Here is an 18,981-nt window from a genome sequence, read left to right on the forward strand (position 1 = left end):
TTCCGCTGTTCGATAACAAATACAAAAGTTGCACCATGATACTATGTTTTGTGCGACTATCAACCCTTTAAAGTCTGACTTATTTTGTCCAAGTTTAGGCTGTCCGACATGGCACTAAATATCTCAAAGTATTTGCCGCGTTGGGCATAAAGTACCTCATGGGTACCTGTCTCAACCACTTCGCCATTCTCTATGACTACCAGATCATCGGCGTCGATAATCTGAGCAATATTGTGCGAAACCATAATAACGGTACGATCTTTTTTGATCAGATCAAGGCTTTTTTTGACTTGCTGACTGGCGATAGCATCGAGACTGGCGGTCGGCTCGTCCAAAAACACAATCGGTGGATCTTTTAAAAACATCCTTGCCAGCGCGATACGCTGCTGCTGCCCACCTGATAACGACTTGGCAGTACTCTCGTAGCCATCAGCTAACCCCATAATTTGATCGTGTATCGAAGCTTTTTTTGCCGCTGCAATGATGTCATCAATGCTAGCGTTCATATCGCCATAGCGGATATTTTCACTGATCGTGCCCGAAAATATATGATTGCTTTGTAGCACCAGACCAATGTTTTGACGCAGCTCATGAGTATCACAGTCAGCCAAATCATGCCCGTCTAGGCAGATCGTGCCAGCGTCTGGGGCGTAGAATTTGACCAATAGATTGATAATCGTGCTCTTGCCAGCGCCAGAGAGGCCAACCAGCGCCGTGATACGGTTGGGCCTAATAGTGAAGCTGACGTCTTTGAGCGCTTGCGTCCCATTCGGATAAGTAAAGTCGACATGTTTAAGCTCGATATGACCTTTTAGGTTGTCGCTACTGATACCAGCGATGCTCTCGACTTGGCTGTCATCTTCTAAAATATCAAAAAAACCTTCGGCATAGGTCAATGCATTATTTATCTGGTCGTAGATGCGGTGTAATTGACGGATAGGGGCGGCGACATTTTGAAACAGCATGACATGAAACAAAATCATACCAATGGTCATCTCACCTTGTAGGACAAAATACGCGGTGAGCAAGATAATAACCACCACACCAATCTGCTCGATAAAGGTTTTGATGGCATCATAAACAAAACCAATACTGCGAATACGCAGCTGATTATCGGTCATTTCCTTTTGAATGGCTAAGTGCTTTTCTGCTTCTATCGACTCACGGACAAAGGATTTCACCACACTAATTGAGTTGATAAGCGAGATAACCAGTCCGCTTTTGGCTTCGCGAAACCCGCGCATTTGCCGACGAAACCCTTGTAGGCGCTTGGCTTGTTTTTGGCTGATGAAAAAGTAAATGGGAATGATAATAAGACCGACCAAGCCTATCCAAAAATTGGTCGAAAACATGATGATAAGCGCCACGATTGCATTGGCAAACAGCGGTAGCATATCGATAAAGAAGTTTTGCACCAAACTGGTTAAGCTGCTGACGCCATAATCAATACGGGTTTGCAACTTGCCGCTGTCGTTTTCGCTACTGGTATAAAATGCCATCCGATAGGTCAAGATGCGCTCAATGATTTTTTGCGATAAATCACGTGATAGATTGATACGAATCTTTTCGCCGAAGAAGCGTTGCCCAAACGAGATGAATATCGATAATATCTCTTTGGTTAAGAGTACCGCACTGATAATGGTCAGCATACGCAGACCTGCCTGCCATGGCTCGGCAAGCGTGGCAATCTCAGTCAAAGTATCGACAGCATAACGCAACACAAAAGCATTGACCTGCGCGGTAAAGGAGCCTAGAGCAGTCAGCGCTAAGGTGGCGATAATAAGTAAGCGATAAGGCTTAGCAAATACCGCCAGTTTTTTGAGGATATCCCACAGCAGCGCCCGCCGTTCTTTTTTCTCGACTGGCGGTTTTTTGTCTAACTGTGCGCGGCGAGGTTGGGGAGATGTCGGCATAAAACTCTATCACAAATTGAAATAAGCCATGACGACGCTTAAAATGCATCCGCAGGCACAAAAACTTCACCAACCATGATACGCCTTGCTGAACGACTCATCGACACTTTTTTGGCTTGCCAGCGCCCATCGACCAGTTCGGTTTTTCCGCCAACGAGCAATGTCCCTGATGGATGACCAAAACGTACCTCTGACAAGTCGCCACCACCAGCAGCTTTGTTAACAAGCGTGCCTTGCGTGGTTGCTGCTGCAGCAATAGCGACTGCTGCTGTCCCCATCATGGCGTGATGCAGTTGACCCATACTCATGGCACGGACGACTAGATCAATCTCGTCTGCATCGACCGATTTACCACTAGAGGCGCTATAGCTCTGTGCGTTACCAACCCATGCGATTTTAGGAATGTGTTGGCTGGTTTGCGCCTCGCTCACATCTTTAAATAATCCCATCGCCACGCCGCCTGTGGCACGGATTTTTTCAAGCTTGGTAAGTAGCTCACTATCACTATTAATGTCGCCTTGTAGCTCAGTACCCGTAAAGCCCAAATCTTCTGCGTTTATAAAGATGGTTGGGATACCTGCACTAATGAAGGTCGCTTTGATGCTATCAGCATTTAGACCGCAGCCTGATACATCGAAATCATCGACCAAATTGCCCGTCGGGAACATGTCGCTGGTGGCATCAACCGGATCGATAAACTCAATTTTGACTTCAGCTGCTGGGAAGGTGACACCGTCTAATTCAAAATCGCCCGTCTCTTGAACCTGTACTTTGTCATTTGCATCTTTATAGACTGGCACATGGGCAATAATGGTTTTACCAATATTTTCTTGCCAAATGCGTACTTCACAAATACCGCTATCTACGTTGTCATCGATGCTATTAGTAATCTTGCCAGCGTCCACCAAACCCATATTAATGGCACAGGCACCAACGGCCGCAGTTAAGTTGCCACAGTTTCCCGCCCAGTCAATCATAGGCTTGGCGATATTGACTTGTCCAAACAGATAATTCACATCGTGATCTGGTCTGTCAGAGGCTGATAAAATGACCGTTTTTGAGGTGCTAGAGCTACCATTGCCGAGACCATCGATTTGCTTACCGTAAGGATCTGGGCTACCGATGACACGTAGCAAAAATTGATCACGTGCCGCGCCAGCGACTTGGCATCGCTCAGGTAAATCAGACAGTTTAAAAAACGTGCCTTTTGAGGTTCCGCCACGCATATAGGTGGCTGGGACAGATAATTGCGGGGCGAAAGAGAGCTTAGATTTAGAATTGATTTTAGTATTATTTTGGGCCACTGTATTAAGTCCTTTTTGTATTGTTATAAGATTGGATATGATGCCATCAGTAAGTATGAACGACTAAGGGCGCTCGTCAATAATGATAGCGACAAGAGATAATCGTCAGATAATTGTCATCGACGGCATATACCAACCGATTGGCATCATCGATGCGTCTTGACCAAAATCCGGATAGGTTCTCTTTTAGGGGTTCAGGTTTGCCAATACCTTCAAACGGATTACGCTTACATTCGGTGATGAGTTTGTTAATACGTTTGAGTGTTTTTTTGTCTTGCGTTTGCCAGTACAGATAGTCCTTCCACGCAGCATCTGTCCAAGCTAGTTGCTCACTCATTATTAGACCCTTTGGGTTGATTAAAGTCTTTGAGTTCAAGCATTTTCAATATCGCTATCCGTATGCTCATTGTCATCGCTGCTTTCTGCTGTATCAATTAGGTCACGCGTGACAGTCTTGCCAGCTTTATATTGGGCAATAGATTCCGCTAAGTGCGCCGCATTGGCAGGAGATTTGAGCAAATAGACGGTTTCCATCAGGCTATTGTAATAATCAAGCGACATCACAACCGCATCATCAGCGTCACGGCGAGTTACGATAGTAGCGTTGGCATCATCGTTTACCGTGTCTAGGACAGATTTTAGGTGCTTTCTTGCTTCTGAAAAACTAACGACTCTCATGGCTTACTCCCTTCATGATATTCTGCATGACTTGTACAATATATAGTACATATTACGCCATTGGTTAAGTAAACTCAATATTTAGCTACTATCTAGTACTTAGGAGTAAGTGACAAAACTCAGTGTATAGAACGAAAAAGCAAATAAAAGCCGATGTCATATAAGGTTATACAACATCGGCGACTTCTATACTTGTCTATTTATCATGCTAAAACCTACAAGAGACTCTTAGACAATATCTAAAGTCCCTTCGATAAACTCTTTAGCAAAGCGTTGTAGCATACCGCCAGCATTGTACATTTTGACTTCATCAGCCGTATCTAAGCGGCAGATAATAGATGTTTCAGTGGTGCTACCATCTTTACGATGAATGGTTAAGGTCATGAGCCCGCCAGCTGAGACCTCACCCGTGACATCAAAAGTTTCTGTGCCATCGATATTTAGCGTATGGCGAGTCACGCCTTCCTCAAACTGTAGCGGTAGCGCGCCCATGCCAACTAAGTTTTGGCGATGAATACGCTCAAAGTCTTCAGCAACGACGGCTTCTACGCCAGCGAGACGTACCCCTTTTGCAGCCCAGTCACGGCTTGAGCCTTGACCATAGCCATCACCTGCGATGATGATCAGCGGCTGCTCACGGTTCATGTAGGTCTCAATCGCTTCCCACATGCGCATGACTTGACCTTCTGGCTCAACACGCGCCAGTGAGCCTTGGATAACTTCACCATCTTCATCGCGTACCATCTCGTTCAATAGTTTAGGGTTGGCAAAGGTGGCACGTTGCGCGGTTAAATGGTCGCCGCGATGGGTCGCGTATGAGTTATAGTCTTCGGCAGGCAAGCCCATAGTGTCCAAATACTCGCCAGCTGCTGATGAGCCAAGAATAGCATTTGATGGCGACATATGATCGGTTGTGATGTTATCACCTAATACGGCAAGCGGACGCATACCTTTTAGTTTGTTCATCGCTGCCATTTGACCTTCCCAGTACGGCGGACGGCGGATATAAGTGGTCATCTCGCGCCAGTCATACAATGGGCTTAACGCTTTGCCCGTATCTTTTTTGGCTTCATCAAACATGGGAATATAGACGGCATTGAACTGCTCAGGCTTAACAGCAGCTGCAACAATGGCATCCACTTCTTCGTCATCAAACCAGATGTCTTTTAGATAGACATCATTGCCGTCTTGGTCTTTACCCAACGAGTCTTTTTCAATATCAAAACGGATGTTACCAGCGATGGCATAAGCAATCACCAGTGGCGGTGATGCCAAAAATGCTTGCTTGGCATACGGATGGATACGACCGTCGAAGTTACGGTTACCAGATAGCACTGCCGTGGTGAACAAATCATTGTCGATGATTTCTTGCTCGATGTCAGGGTCTAGCGCACCGCTCATACCGTTACATGTCGTACAGGCAAAGCCTACTACATCAAAACCGATTTCTTGTAGCTCTGGCATTAGACCTGCTTCTTCTAAATACATTTTGACCGTTTTTGAGCCGGGTGCTAAGGATGACTTAACCCACGGTTTACGCAATAGTCCTTTGGCATTCGCGTTACGGGCAACTAAGCCTGCAGCTACCATATTTCGTGGATTTGAGGTATTGGTACAGCTGGTAATAGCAGCGATAATAACCGCGCCATCCGGCATCAGACCGTCTTTTGGTTCAGGGAGTTTTTGATCAGGCGCGTGGGCGATGCCTTTGGCCACCAAATCATCGGTAGATACACGCGCATGGGGACGCGATGGGCCTGCCATGTTACGACCAACTGATGACAAATCAAACTCAAGGACGCGTGCGTATTCGGCTTTTTCCATGCCGTCAGCCCATAGACCCGTTTGCTTAGCATACTGCTCAACCAGTTTAATCTGTTTTTCAGAACGACCCGTCAGACGCAGATAGTCAATGGTTTGCTCATCGATATAGAACATCGCAGCAGTGGCGCCATATTCAGGCGTCATATTGGAGATAGAGGCGCGGTCACCAACACTTAGCTGACGGGCACCGTCACCGAAGAATTCGATATAAGTAGAGACCACGCCTGCATCACGTAAGAACTCAGTCATCGCCAGTACGAGATCCGTACCAGTAATGCCTTTTTGCAGTTTGCCTGTTAATTTGACCCCCACATAATCAGGTAGGCGCATATAAGAGGGGTTACCCAGCATGACGCTTTCGGCCTCTAAGCCGCCCACACCGATTGAGATCACACCTAGTGCATCGACCATCGGCGTGTGACTATCCGTACCAACCAACGTGTCAGCAAACGCGACTTCCTCACCGGCTTTATTATGTACGACTTGTACGACAGGTGACATTTTCTCTAGGTTAATCTGATGCATGATGCCGTTACCCGGTGGTACGACGTTGACATTGTCAAAGGCATACTGGCACCAGTTGATAAAGTGAAAGCGGTCATCGTTTCGGCGCTCTTCAATCGCACGGTTTTTCTCAAAGGCGTCGTCTTCGAAGCCTGCGTGCTCAACGGCCAATGAATGGTCAACGATAAGCTGAGTGGGCACGATAGGGTTTACCTTGGACGGATCACCGCCTTGCTCAGCGATGGCATCACGCAAGCCTGCCAAATCAACAAAGGCCGTCTGACCCAAGATATCATGACAAACGACGCGGGCAGGGTACCAAGGAAAATCAAGATCTTGCTTGCCTTCGATATGCTGCTTTAGTGCTGCCGTTAAATCCTCAGGTGGGCAACGGCGCACAAGGTTTTCACACAATACTTTTGAGCAAAATGGTAGCTTGTCATAAGCACCCGCTTCGATGCGCTCGACAGCTTCGCGGGTGTCAAAGTAGTAAAGGTCAGTATCAGGAAGTGGTTTTTTGAATTCATCGTTCATGGGTTGTACGAGGGCGTTGTCCATAAGTCACCTTTGGCTGTTGGAGTGCAAATCACATAAAACTATTTTTTAATAGATAAATAATGAGAATTATTATTAATTTAATATTTCCAATATACATTACCAACACTAATTGGAAGGGCTTTTACAATATCTTTAAATGCTTCGAGGTCAGTTTCAGGTTCTTTCCATACATATGGCTCAAGTAGTTCGGGAACTTTACCCTTCAGACCGTCTTTTTTCATAACAATTGAAATTATAGAGAACTTATTGCCTCTTTTTCTTTTCTCGGCAATTGCATAATTTATTTCAGCTGCTAAATAATTTTCGTCAACATAGTTCGGGGTTATAAAAAAAACAGCAGCGCAGGATTCTTTAAATCCTTGTAACAAAGCTCTTTCTAATTCAACTCCTGCATCCATCGCATCTTCGTCTAGCCATGGTTCAAATCCTAGAGTAGTGAACAGCTCTTTATATTGACGCACTGTAGGTTTATCGATACCTTTGTGGCTTAAAAAAATCTTCATTGGTGTCAATCCTAATGCATACTCATGTTTTTGAGTGATATTTTTAATTTCACTTTCTAAATTGGATCCATCATCACTCATAATGAAAACTGCATCACTAGGGGTAGCTTGAAAATGTTTTCCTATTTTTTCTCGAATTTGGTTAATGTTTGACGAATCAATTGAATTAAAACCGATTAGACCGGGTGAAAGCTCACCTATACCACTAGTTGTCCTCATAGAGGAATTACCAGAATGTCGGAAAAATATAATATAATTATTATCAAAATATCCTATCTTTGCGTTATAGCCAGAAATAATAGGCCAATAACTTAACTTATCGGGATATTTACTTTGAATAAATTCTCTATAGTTATCGATTATGTACTGATCAACAGAAGGTTTATTAGTTTCTTGCATATATTGTTCTCGTCAAAACAGCTAAGTTGAGCACACAATTAGAAAAATGCTCTACTTAGCTAAAATAAAAATAGTACTTATACGCCAATCTCAACTTATCGTAGGCCTTTGATTTTTATAGAATTTAAAATTCTAATTGTTTTAACTGAAATTTTAAAAACTAAGTAAACCAATACCTTAGAAAAATAAGTTGAGAGTGGGGTTACTTATCTTTTCTATTTTAAAAATATTAACGCGCACTCATATCTGGTACAGGACGCAGCTCTTCACCCGTATATTCGGCACTTGGGCGAATGATACGGTTGTTGGCACGTTGCTCAAATACGTGAGCGGCCCAGCCAGTCAAGCGTGAACAGACAAATATTGGCGTGAAGAGTTTGGTTGGGATACCCATAAAGTGATAGGCTGATGCATGGAAAAAGTCAGCATTGGCAAACAATTTTTTCTCGCGCCACATCACGTCTTCAACACGCACAGACACAGGGTAGAGCACCTCGTCACCAACATCAGCGGCCAGTTTTTCAGACCATTGTTTGATGACGACGTTACGTGGATCTGATTCGCTATAGATGGCATGACCAAAGCCCATGATTTTGTCTTTACGTGCTAGCATGGCCATCATCTCTGTCTCGGCTTCATCAGCTGAGCTAAAGCCCTCAATCATATCCATCGCCGCTTCATTCGCGCCGCCATGCAATGGACCACGTAGTGAACCGATTGCGCCAGTGATACAAGAATGGATATCAGATAAAGTAGACGCACAGACACGCGCAGTAAAGGTCGAGGCGTTGAACTCGTGCTCTGCATACAAGATAAGCGACACGTTCATGACCTTTTCGTGCAGCTCGTTTGGTTTTTCACCTTTGAGCAGATGCAAAAAATGACCGCCGATGGTCGCATCATCCGTCTCAGTCTCGATACGCACGTTATCATGGCTAAAGCGGTACCAGTAGTTGATGATTGAGGGGAATGCGGCAAGCATACGATCAGTTTTATCGTTTTGCTGAGCGAAATCCGTTTCGCTCTCAAGGTTGCCCAGCATTGAGCAACCAGTACGTAGCACATCCATTGGATGCGCATCGCTTGGAATACGTTCAAGCACGTCTTTTAATGCTTGTGGTAGGCCGCGCAGGCTTTTGAGCTTAGCTTGATAATTCTCAAGCTCGCTTTGCGTAGGTAAATTACCGTATAGCAGTAAATACGCGACTTCTTCAAAAATACATTTATCCGCCAGCTCTGATACGTCATAGCCGCGATAGGTCAGACCAGAGCCCGATTTGCCAACGGTCGATAATGCTGTCTTGCCAGCGACTTGTCCGCGAAGTCCTGCACCTGAAAGTTCTTTCTGTGCTGCCATGTCTACATTCCTTTTGTGGGTAGCTTTTTATATTGTTAAGTGAAAATACTGCTTATTATGATTATTTATTGTCCGCAAACAGCTTGTCTAAGGTTTGCTCAAACTCGTGATAGTTTAAGAAATCATAAAGCTCCATGCGCGTCTGCATGGTATCGACGACTTTTTCTTGCGTACCGTCATCGAGCAAGTGCTGATAGACATTCAATGCCGCTTTATTCATGGCGCGGAAAGCGGATAGTGGGTACAGCACCATATCGACGCCCACACCGTACAGCTGGTCAGTGGTATACAGATCGGTTTGACCAAACTCGGTCATATTGGCGAGGACGGGAATGTCGAGTACATCGGTAAATTTACGATACATCTCGATATCGGTCAGCGCTTCTGCAAAGATCATGTCTGCACCTGCTTCGGCAAAGGCAACGGCACGTTCAACAGCAGCGTCTAAGCCCTCGACTGATAACGCATCAGTACGAGCCATCACCACAAAATCAGAATCCGTTTTCGCATCCAATGCCGCCTTTAGGCGATCAACCATTTCTGAGATACTGACGATTTCTTTGTTAGGACGGTGACCACAGCGCTTTTGCGCGACTTGGTCTTCGATATGGACGGCTGCCACGCCTGCCTTTTCCATTTTTTTGATGGTTTGAGCAATGTTGAACGCACCGCCAAAGCCGGTATCAATATCGACAAGTAGCGGGGTATCGACTGCATCCGTAATACGGCGAGCGTCTTCTAGCACGTTATCAAGGCTGGTCATACCCAAGTCAGGTAAACCAAATGACGCGTTTGCCACACCGCCACCAGAGAGATACAGCGCTTGGTGACCGACTTGGGTCGCCATCATCGCGGTGTAGGCATTGATCGCGCCTGCAATTTGTAGTGGCTGGTTATTATCATTTTTTTGTTTAAGCGCACTGCGAAAGCGTGCACCTGCTGAGAGTGAGGTCATGTGAGTATCCTTTCATGAGCTTGTATGGATATAAAATAATCTCGTTGTTGTCACTGATTATACCCAATTATCCACGTCTGCAAAGGTTAGCTTGTAGATTATTGTTTATTATATTTAATGATTAATTGTAGTTAATTTAATATTATTCATAAAACAAATAGCATTATGTATTTTTCAATACTTCGCTATCATAAGTATTCATATTAGCCAAATATTCAAATATTAAGAGGCTTTATAATTTACATTTAGTTACAATTATAACGGGCATATTGCTCTACAAATTGTCCTGTTCCTACCAAAAAGCCCTAACAGCTGAGCTATTAGGGCTTTATTTATCATGAGCTTAAAAAAAGACTAAGTTTAAGCAAATAAACCTGCCAAATTGGCTAAGAACAATAAGGCAAATCCTGCCAAGAATATCAAGCCTGCGATAGACAGAGCGTTCATACCGGCGGACAGTTTTTTATGTTTCTTAACCAATGAGTAGTTGAGCCAGCCAAAGATAGGCGCAGAGACAAACGCCGATATCATGGCAAACTTAAGCATTGCACCCAATTGTCCCGTGAAGAACGTAATAATCACAAGCCCGCCACCGATAGCGTATGTCGTCCAAAAAGCGATTTGCTTTTTATTGATTTCGCTTTCGCCTTTTAGCAAACGCCAGCACTCAGCATTGGCACGGCCGTAGCCGTCGGCACAAGTAATCGTGGTGCCAAACATACACATGAAGGCGACGAACGCTACCAGCAATCGTGACCATTCACCGATAGTTGCCGTATACATATTGATTAACTGGTTGATATAAGCGCCGCCGACCAACTCAATCTCTTGTCCTGAACCATACTGGACAAACACACCAAGCGATAAGAAAAACAAGGCTAGAATCGCTGAAACGGCATAACCGACATTAAAGTCGAGCAAGCCTTGCTTGTGCGTGGTGTGATCGGTTTTGACTTTGGCAGAGGTCCACATAGAAGTAATCGCGGCAAACTCAAGCGGTGCTGGCATCCAGCCCATGAGTGCGACGATGAAACCGAGTGTCGCTAGGTTCCAAGGAGACACAGCAATAAAATCTGCTGCCATAACCGTGGGCTTGCCAGCGGCAATCATGACTGCGGCAACGGTAGCTGCCGTCAAAGCAATCATAATCCATTTAGTCACGCCATCGAGCAATTTATAATGACCGGCTATCAAAAAGAACCAAGAGACGGCTACGATGATCATAGACAGCACCATCGTCGATAACTCAAGAGAGGCGGGTAGCATAAAGCCTAAAATCACCGCTGCAATTAGCGAGACCGCACCCGTACTGATGACCGCTGATAAGATAGAGAGGATAAAATATACCCAAAGATACACTTTTGAGCGCTTGGCGTAGCCTGCAATCAAGCTCTCGCCCGTATCGTAAACATAATCGGTTGCAAAGCGAAAAAACGGATATTTAAATACGTTGGCTAAAACAATCATAATCGCCAACTGCCAGCCATATATAGCACCAGCCTGCGTCGATGAAATCAGATGCGAGCCACCGATTGCAGCGGTCGCCATCAAAATACCGGGGCCAAAGATACGCCAACTAAAGCCTTCTTGTTGCTCAGTAACGATATCGTCAGTGGTACTTGGGTTGTTGAGTGGTTGTGTGGACATGAATACCTCGAAATGGTTAAAACGGCAAAACATCACTTACCTGTGTCAGTTTGCCAGTGATCACTAGACAACCGCTTTAGACATGTTTATACGTGCTTTTTTATAAAACGATTAATCTTGTATCGACTTTAGCACACCAATACGATTCAGGAGAATGATTATTCTATTTATTAACAGTGATAGTTATTACTATTTGTTTGCATTGCCATTCTTTTTGGTTGGCATATTAATCTGATAATATCAAGTATTAGGGCAGATTATTTTTGGCGTTTCTTTATAACACAATATCCACGCAATATCTGGTCATTTAAGGACGTTACACAAATTTTTGTCGCCGGTAGGTGATGCCTCGTTCTTCATAGACCTGATAGATAGCATTCAATAACTCAGAGATACTTGGATGCACAAAGTCTTTGAGAGTATGCAAATAAATAGGAGAGGTGACGTTTTCGTGTACCAAACGCTGATAGCTGATTTGTTCTGTACGTACGGTGGTTAAGCTGGCAGGTACAAGCGTGATACCTTCGCCCGCAGCGACTAAGCCTAGAGCTACTTGCAAGTCACTCACCGTGGTGGTCACAAAGGGTGAGATACCGTATTGTGCAAACAAATGTAACAACGGCTCCGTAATCGGCTCGCTAAGTGCAGATTTTTCATTGATGACACGTCTGGTTTTTGTATTGGCTTCCTGCTTTGCTTTGATGGACTCTGATGTTGGTAGTGTGGTGGCAATCGGCAAATGCGTTTGATGGTATAAAATCAAGCGATTATTTGCCAAATCTATCAAACGCTGCTCCTTTACATGGGCAAGAGGATGCGACTTTGGTAAGGCCACCACGTAGCGCTCATGACGCAGTAATATTTGTTGAATCCATGGATCTTGATGGGCAAAACGCCCAAAACCGATATCAATCTCACCAGATTTGAGTGCCTCCATTTGCTGATAAGAGCTGATATCTTTGAGGTTGACCTCTATATCAGAATTGGACTGCTTGAGCATGGCGATGATTTCAGGGAGTAACCCATATAATACTGACGGCACAAAGCCGATGTTTAGCGCACTACTTGGCGCTGATAAACGCTGGGTCATACTCGTGACGGTCTCGATTTCTGTCAGTATGGTGCTTATCTTATCGTAAAAAAATTCGCCCGCTTCAGTCAGATGTAATGGCCTGTGGTAACGATCGATAAGCACGACATCCATATCGGTCTCAAGCTGTTTCAGCAGGCGGCTCAAACTTGGCTGTGACAGTCCTGTCTTTTCTGCGGCTGCACTAAAGCTGCGCAAATTCGCGACAGCAATAAATGCATTGAGCTGTTTTAAATCCATGTTATTAAGCCTGTTATGGTATATGTTGTCTCTATACAAACCTTTTTTAATAAGCTTCTACCTCATTACTTAAGACGAGCTGTGCAAATATTAGCGACCTAAAATAAATTGTGCTTGAAGATAGGGGTGTGAGCAACTATATTGGGGACTAGTGATGCTGTTACATTTTAGCAATAAAAATCACAACTTCATTTTATCAGTCATTTACTGTCAGTAGCATAAACTGGCTTGGTTTTATTTTATGAACGACGAAAAAAAAGACATCGGTACTGATTTTGACGAAGAGTTGTCTCAACTCGTTCATAAAAAATCGCGTAAGCGTGTCAAAAACAATATTTACGAACGTTTTATCAGTCGAGTCCAAAGCGCTGAAAATGATACCCAAAATGACACCCATAATGACAGTGATGATTCAACATCCTTAAAAACGGCAAGTAAGTTACCTGCTTTTGAGCCTCTAAGCGTAGAAGAGTTGCAACTATTCGAAGATGAAAATAACGATAAAGAGCCAAGATTAGAGTTTGTCGACATCGGCACAACAAACGCTACTTTTGATTTTTTAGGTCAAAATGCATCGACACAAAACAAGGTGTCAGATACACGAATGGATAATTATGCTGGTGTTGACCATAACTTAAATAGTGATTTAAGTAAGAATAATGAAGAAAAAAAGCCATCTTCTGTCGTTCTCGATCAAGCGATGCCTTTATCTAACACAACGATCGATGATCCTTTAGATACTAAATCCAACCCATTGGAACCAGATCATAGGGATGCTATAAAACCACAAAAGAAAGTGGTCAGTAGTAAAAAACCTCTCATTATTGGTATGATTTTTGGTTCACTACTTATTGCTATCGTCGTACTTATCCTTATTTTTACAGGATTTTTATCGACTTCTATTTCTGATACTACTGTTAGCAATGATAGTGGCTTAAATGGGACAGCGCCTGCGGCTACCACTAGCACGCCAGTGGTCGGCGCCGAACCTGTAGTAAATAGCGATGACGATCCATTACCTAATGACGCCAATACGGTCGAGGAGCCGTTAGTGTCAGCACAATCGATTAATGCAGACAATAGCGAACAAAACGTGCCCGCAGCTGAAGTTGAGCCTATAGAACCCTCTCCAGCTCCAGAGAGTGATGCTGCCATTACCTATGAAGACTTTAGGCAAGAGTCACAAACCACGTTATATCGTGAGACTAACGATTAGAATAGTTAGGTTTAGGCGCATTTTAATTACAGCAGAGGCATATAGTACCTTGTACCGTGCCACGGAAAAATAATGGGCGACGGTACATTTTTTTATCACCATCGTGCTGGCAAGCACACTGAAAATAACTATGACAGTAGCAATCTATCAGAATATTCTCGTTGGTCAGTCGTATCGTCTCTTACCCCGTATTACGTAAACCCGCTGCCAGTGCGTTAATACTACGGATTAATGGGTCTTCTACATTGAGATCGCCATCTTTGTGGTTATCTGTCGTATCTTCATTTTGTTGTCTAGCACGCTTCAACAGCTCGATTTGGATATAGTTGATAGGATCCAAATAAGCATCTCGCCACTGCAGAGATGCCGCAAGGTTTCGCTGACCAGATAAAAGCGTTTCTTGATCTAGCAAAGAATTCAGACCGGAAGAAGTCAGCTCATGCTCATCGAGCACCTCACTCATGATCTGTTCGCGTAGCGCCTCGTCATCACACAACTGGCTATATGCTTGTGCAATATTCATCTCAGATTTGGTAAAAGCCATCTCGATATTACTGATAAAGACACTAAAAAATGGCCAGCGCGCATTCATCTCTTTCATCAAAATCTCGTTGTCTCTGACACTATGCAGAGCACTACCAACGCCATACCAAGCAGGTAGGGTAAAGCGTGCTAACGACCAGCCAAATACCCAAGGAATCGCTCGCAATGTGGTTTTACTTGGCAAGCCTTTTTTGCGATGGGCAGGACGTGAGCCAATGTTCAGTAAGGAGATTTCTTGTACTGGGGTCACTTGTGAGTAGAATTTATAAAACCCTTCCGTATGATCGGTCAGCTCTCGATAACGTTGTTCGCCTGCTTCTGCTAACCGTGCAAACAAGGCTTCATACTCTGGTAACTCAGTCGGTTGCACGACAAATCTTGTCGAGCAGGCTTTGAGTGTACCCGTGATTGCCATGGTCAGCTCAAACACGGCAGTATCCGTATTGGCATATTTGGCATAAAGCACTTCGCCTTGTTCGGTCACTTTAATCTGACCATGTAACGTGCCAGCCGGCTGTGCCGCAATGGCTTTGTGCGTTGATCCGCCGCCGCGACTCACCGAACCGCCGCGACCATGGAATAACCGTGTTTTTATACCATATTGCTCAGCAATACTATTAATGGTTTGCTGCGCACTATACAGCTGCCAAGCCGAGGTGATGATACCGCCATCTTTTGATGAGTCCGAATAACCTAGCATGATCTCTTGCGTATTATCTGTATTCTGTAGCAATCCGCGATATAGTGGATTGTCTAACACAGCAGGCAAGATTTTATCGATGTTTTTAAGATCTTCGATGGTTTCGAACAACGGTGCGACAGGTAGATCAGCAGACAATTGACCGTCAGCATCAATCGTACATAAGCCTGCAAATCGCATTAACAGCAACACTTCTAGTAGCTGGCTGGCATTGTTCGTCATTGAGATAACATAGCTGCCAAAAGTCGCCTGTCCCACCAATTTGCGTAAGGTGGCGACCGAATTCATCAATGACAATTGCTCACGCGTTTTGTCTGTTAGGTTATCAGTATAGATGAGCGGCGTACCCGGTTTTTCTAACAAGCGTGTGAGCCACTCTTGACGTTCGGTTTCGCTTAGCGTTTGATAATCAGGCAGGTTGGAAGCACTCGCAAAGATATCTGCAATCACTTCACCATGATAAGACGACTCTTGACGGATATCGAGCGCCGCCAAATGAAAGCCGCAAGTTTTTACCAGGCGAATCACATCGAGCAACAACCCATCTGCATGCGCCTTGTCGTGAGTAGCGACACTTTGGCGGATAATACGTAAGTCCTCTAGCAGCTCTTCTGGATTGGCGTATGCGTCTTTTTCAGCCTCGATGTCAGTCCCTTTGCTTTGAATGCGGCGATTGGTGGCATTGACCTTAGTGAGTATTAAAGAAAGCAGACGGCGGTATGGCTCGTTGCCGTAATCATCGAGGTTGTAATCAAATACACGCTGATCGAGCTCATCATAACTTTTGATCTTGGCATATACGTCGGGAGACACGGTGACAATAGTGTCACTATGAATGAGCTGGCGGCGCAGTTTTTTGAGTAGTACTTGATAGTGACGCAGTACGGTATCCGCATGCATTAAGACGGCAAGCTCTGTGGTCTCAAACGTCACAAAAGGATTGCCATCTCTATCACCGCCAATCCATGAACCAAAGCTCATAAAGGCAGGCAGTGGATAGTCGGTGAGCTCTGGATAGATATCGACAATGGCTTTTTTGATATTGCGATATACTTTGGGAATGGCATTAAATAAGCTGGCGTTAAAGTAATGCAGGCCGTTGTTAATCTCGTCATAGACCAGCGGCTTGCGGGTGCGCACCTCATCTGATGACCATAGTAGATCAATCGTCTGTGCGGTTTGCTCTTTGGCTTGTTCGTAGGCGAAACTGTTTTCAGACACATTGTTTAAAGCTTCGCTGTGCGTGAATAGACTTTGTAAGATATTCATTGTGGTACGGCGACGCGCTTCGGTAGGATGCGCCGTAAATACAGGTATAAATTTGAGCTGATCAATAAGCTCTTGCATTTGAGCCGGCTCGATATTGCGTTCACGACATTCAAGTAAAGTACGGCGAAATGACCCCTCCCAGCTTTGCTCCGATTGCATACGCAGCTCATGACGCTGCTCACGCAAGTAGTTTTCTTCGCTTAGATTGGCTAGGAAAAAATAGATAGAAAATCCACGTATGACGTTTTTTAAAGTTTGATTGTCCAAAGACGCAATAAAGTCGATAAGCTGCTGTTTATGTGCCTCATTTGGCTCACGGCGCTGTTGAATGAAACCTTTACGCAGGGTCTCAATGGTCTTTATTGTCTGCTCTCCAGATTGGCGAGAAATGGCATCGCCTAGCAATGAACCCAATAAGCTGGTGCGTTTACGTAGTACGTTATTATCTAAAGTCATCCTTAACAACCTTCTTATTAAATGAGTGAGTACAGTGTTAACGAGTATAATATTAGGGCTATCATAGATTTTTTATCTCTACAGACATCCTTACCGTTTTTTACAATTTAACATGAATGGGTAGTTATGTCTGACGCTCAAAGCAATTTTTTATCAATTGATGTTCGTCATATTATAGTGTATTTAACGCTCCGTCTATTTTTCAAACGATTCTTAGCGCAAGTTCACTTGGCTTACGTCTTAGCGTAATCTCGCAGCTTATCTATATAATCCGCCCAATCTTGCATCATCTGTACCCTGGTATCGATTTCATCAAGTCTGTTGTAAGCCCCGCCGTGCGTGTCTTTTATCCTGTGACCCAGCTGTAATTCTGTAACGATGTCTGAGTAGCGTAACTCTGGCTGTTCCATAAGCAAGGTTTTGGCCGAGGCCCGAAAGCCATGCGCGCATTGCACGTCTTTGTATCCAAGCCGGTGAAATATCTGTACCATTGTGGCTTTGCTGATATAAGCATTGCTTGAACCGCGCATTGAGGCAAAGACATACTCTTTATGTCCTGTGATAGATTGAATGTTTCGTAATCGCGCAATCACTTGCGTCGCTAATGGCACGACTAAGTGCGATACCATGTCGTCGCGACCTTCGCCTTTGGTCGGGGAGAATGCCCATGTATCATTATCCCAGTCGATATCCTGCCAGCGCATAGAGCGCAAATCAATACTACGGACAAACACATAAGGCAATAAATTCATGGCTTCTAATGTAAGCTTGTTTGCCCCTTTAAAATTGGACATATCATGTAACAGCGTCGCAAACTGATCGGGCTTGGTAATAGCTGGCAAGTGATTGCCTGAATTGGCAGGTGCCAACTCGCCACGGGTGTCAATCGCTACATTTTTATCGCATAATCCTCGTGCGACAGCGAATGAAAATACTTTTTCCGTATACAGCCGAGTACTGGCGCCAACGAAGGTCGCTTGATTGTCGTTATGTTGGATTGCTTCACACACACTTAATATCATCTCACTGGTGATATCATTCATCCTTAAATCGCCAATATCACGGCACATGTATCCCAAGCACAAATCCCAAAATTTGAGTGTCGACTCACTAAACGCAGGTTTTTTTGATTTGCTTTGCTGACGACTGGATGTTTTGTGATCTCGCCATGCTTGCGCAATGTCAGCGAACGTGGCGTTCTTTAGGTGAGCATACTTATTCACTTGCTCTTTTTGCTGTATGGCTTTAGGGTCAGAGCCGTTTGCGACTGTATTAAGTATGGTCTCTGCTTTGTACTTGACCTCATATAGACTGATGTCCTCAACCTTGCCGAGCATCATTCTGGGCCGCTTGCCATCGATATGTGGATGAGAGTAGCGCAGATAGTATTCTTTTTTACCGTTTGGATAGACACGTAGACTTAGACCCGCGATACCTGAAACACTGACCGAGTAATCCTTATCTCGACATTCAAGTTTATTGATATCATTTATGTTGTCGACAGCCATGTTCTTATCCGTAATTACTATAATAAAAAATGAGAGAGATACGATAAAAATATAATCAGTGATAACTGCTTTGTTTAGTGGGGCAATTATCTACATAATACTTGGACACCGCGATGGACACTGATATTTATTAATACACAAAATAAGTCCTTATTCTAAAGGCATACAATGTTAATTTATCCCCAAGGCTCACTTGGGGATAATTGTAGCATATTGGGGAAATAAGGAGTAGATCATACGCTTATTGGGTTGAGCACCGTTTTTTTGCTCATCATTTCAGCACATACTTGGAGGGATTTATAAGGCGAATCGTCCAT

General features: G+C 44.2%; 13 protein-coding genes. 1 reads left to right on the plus strand and 12 read right to left on the minus strand.

The features are described 5' to 3' along the window. Positions 1-59: 59 nt before the first annotated feature. From AOT82_RS01855 to AOT82_RS01900, 10 genes are all read right to left on the minus strand, one after another. The gene (locus tag AOT82_RS01855) at positions 60-1,913 is read right to left on the minus strand and encodes an ABC transporter ATP-binding protein (protein ID WP_071001553.1); all 1,854 of its coding nucleotides are present in this window, start codon (positions 1,911-1,913) and stop codon (positions 60-62) included. A 38-nt stretch (positions 1,914-1,951) separates the two neighbouring features. Further along, positions 1,952-3,217, minus strand: a complete 1,266-nt coding sequence (prpF, locus tag AOT82_RS01860; protein ID WP_083328811.1) for a 2-methylaconitate cis-trans isomerase PrpF — start codon at positions 3,215-3,217, stop codon at positions 1,952-1,954. Between the two features lie 76 nt (positions 3,218-3,293). Next, on the minus strand, positions 3,294-3,554 hold the full coding sequence (locus AOT82_RS01865) for a Txe/YoeB family addiction module toxin (RefSeq protein ID WP_037025847.1): 261 nt from the start codon (positions 3,552-3,554) through the stop codon (positions 3,294-3,296). A gap of 35 nt (positions 3,555-3,589) precedes the next feature. Next, positions 3,590-3,895, minus strand: coding sequence for a type II toxin-antitoxin system Phd/YefM family antitoxin (locus AOT82_RS01870; RefSeq protein ID WP_071001554.1), 306 nt, complete (start codon positions 3,893-3,895; stop codon positions 3,590-3,592). Positions 3,896-4,123: 228 nt separating this feature from the next. Further along, positions 4,124-6,757: a Fe/S-dependent 2-methylisocitrate dehydratase AcnD gene (gene acnD / locus AOT82_RS01875; RefSeq protein WP_071003606.1), complete on the minus strand. Its 2,634-nt coding sequence runs from the start codon at positions 6,755-6,757 to the stop codon at positions 4,124-4,126. Positions 6,758-6,858: 101 nt separating this feature from the next. After that, on the minus strand, positions 6,859-7,683 hold the full coding sequence (locus AOT82_RS01880; RefSeq protein WP_071001555.1) for a toll/interleukin-1 receptor domain-containing protein: 825 nt from the start codon (positions 7,681-7,683) through the stop codon (positions 6,859-6,861). A gap of 229 nt (positions 7,684-7,912) precedes the next feature. Then, a complete protein-coding gene (gene prpC / locus AOT82_RS01885) occupies positions 7,913-9,040 on the minus strand; it encodes a bifunctional 2-methylcitrate synthase/citrate synthase (protein ID WP_071001556.1) in 1,128 nt (375 codons plus the stop codon). 61 nt (positions 9,041-9,101) lie between these two features. After that, a complete protein-coding gene (gene prpB / locus AOT82_RS01890; protein WP_071001557.1) occupies positions 9,102-9,995 on the minus strand; it encodes a methylisocitrate lyase in 894 nt (297 codons plus the stop codon). A gap of 360 nt (positions 9,996-10,355) precedes the next feature. Then, positions 10,356-11,642, minus strand: coding sequence for an NRAMP family divalent metal transporter (locus tag AOT82_RS01895; RefSeq protein ID WP_071001558.1), 1,287 nt, complete (start codon positions 11,640-11,642; stop codon positions 10,356-10,358). Between the two features lie 316 nt (positions 11,643-11,958). After that, on the minus strand, positions 11,959-12,972 hold the full coding sequence (locus AOT82_RS01900; protein ID WP_071001559.1) for a LysR family transcriptional regulator: 1,014 nt from the start codon (positions 12,970-12,972) through the stop codon (positions 11,959-11,961). 241 nt (positions 12,973-13,213) lie between these two features. Between AOT82_RS01900 and AOT82_RS01905 the strand changes: the two genes are divergently transcribed. Next, on the plus strand, positions 13,214-14,188 hold the full coding sequence (locus AOT82_RS01905; RefSeq protein ID WP_071001560.1) for a hypothetical protein: 975 nt from the start codon (positions 13,214-13,216) through the stop codon (positions 14,186-14,188). A gap of 181 nt (positions 14,189-14,369) precedes the next feature. On the opposite strand, the gene ppc is transcribed toward AOT82_RS01905, so the two are convergent. Both ppc and AOT82_RS01915 read right to left on the minus strand, forming a co-directional pair. After that, entirely contained in the window at positions 14,370-17,156 is a 2,787-nt protein-coding gene (ppc, locus tag AOT82_RS01910) for a phosphoenolpyruvate carboxylase (protein ID WP_071001561.1), read from the minus strand. A 233-nt stretch (positions 17,157-17,389) separates the two neighbouring features. After that, positions 17,390-18,664 (minus strand): tyrosine-type recombinase/integrase, encoded by a 1,275-nt coding sequence (locus AOT82_RS01915; RefSeq protein WP_071001562.1) that lies wholly within the window; start codon positions 18,662-18,664, stop codon positions 17,390-17,392. Positions 18,665-18,981 lie beyond the last annotated feature (317 nt).

Source organism: Psychrobacter sp. AntiMn-1, from assembly GCF_001854065.1.
GTDB lineage: Bacteria > Pseudomonadota > Gammaproteobacteria > Pseudomonadales > Moraxellaceae > Psychrobacter > Psychrobacter pacificensis.

Coding starts and splice junctions, on each gene's coding strand:
- AOT82_RS01865 (WP_037025847.1), bottom strand. CDS start 3,554: ATGAGTGAGCAACTAGCTTGGACAGATGCTGCGTGGAAGGACTATCTG.
- prpC (WP_071001556.1), bottom strand. CDS start 9,040: ATGGCAGCACAGAAAGAACTTTCAGGTGCAGGACTTCGCGGACAAGTC.
- ppc (WP_071001561.1), bottom strand. CDS start 17,156: ATGACTTTAGATAATAACGTACTACGTAAACGCACCAGCTTATTGGGT.
- AOT82_RS01895 (WP_071001558.1), bottom strand. CDS start 11,642: ATGTCCACACAACCACTCAACAACCCAAGTACCACTGACGATATCGTT.
- AOT82_RS01870 (WP_071001554.1), bottom strand. CDS start 3,895: ATGAGAGTCGTTAGTTTTTCAGAAGCAAGAAAGCACCTAAAATCTGTC.
- prpB (WP_071001557.1), bottom strand. CDS start 9,995: ATGACCTCACTCTCAGCAGGTGCACGCTTTCGCAGTGCGCTTAAACAA.
- AOT82_RS01880 (WP_071001555.1), bottom strand. CDS start 7,683: ATGCAAGAAACTAATAAACCTTCTGTTGATCAGTACATAATCGATAAC.
- AOT82_RS01915 (WP_071001562.1), bottom strand. CDS start 18,664: ATGGCTGTCGACAACATAAATGATATCAATAAACTTGAATGTCGAGAT.
- AOT82_RS01905 (WP_071001560.1), top strand. CDS start 13,214: ATGAACGACGAAAAAAAAGACATCGGTACTGATTTTGACGAAGAGTTG.
- AOT82_RS01900 (WP_071001559.1), bottom strand. CDS start 12,972: ATGGATTTAAAACAGCTCAATGCATTTATTGCTGTCGCGAATTTGCGC.
- acnD (WP_071003606.1), bottom strand. CDS start 6,757: ATGAACGATGAATTCAAAAAACCACTTCCTGATACTGACCTTTACTAC.
- AOT82_RS01855 (WP_071001553.1), bottom strand. CDS start 1,913: ATGCCGACATCTCCCCAACCTCGCCGCGCACAGTTAGACAAAAAACCG.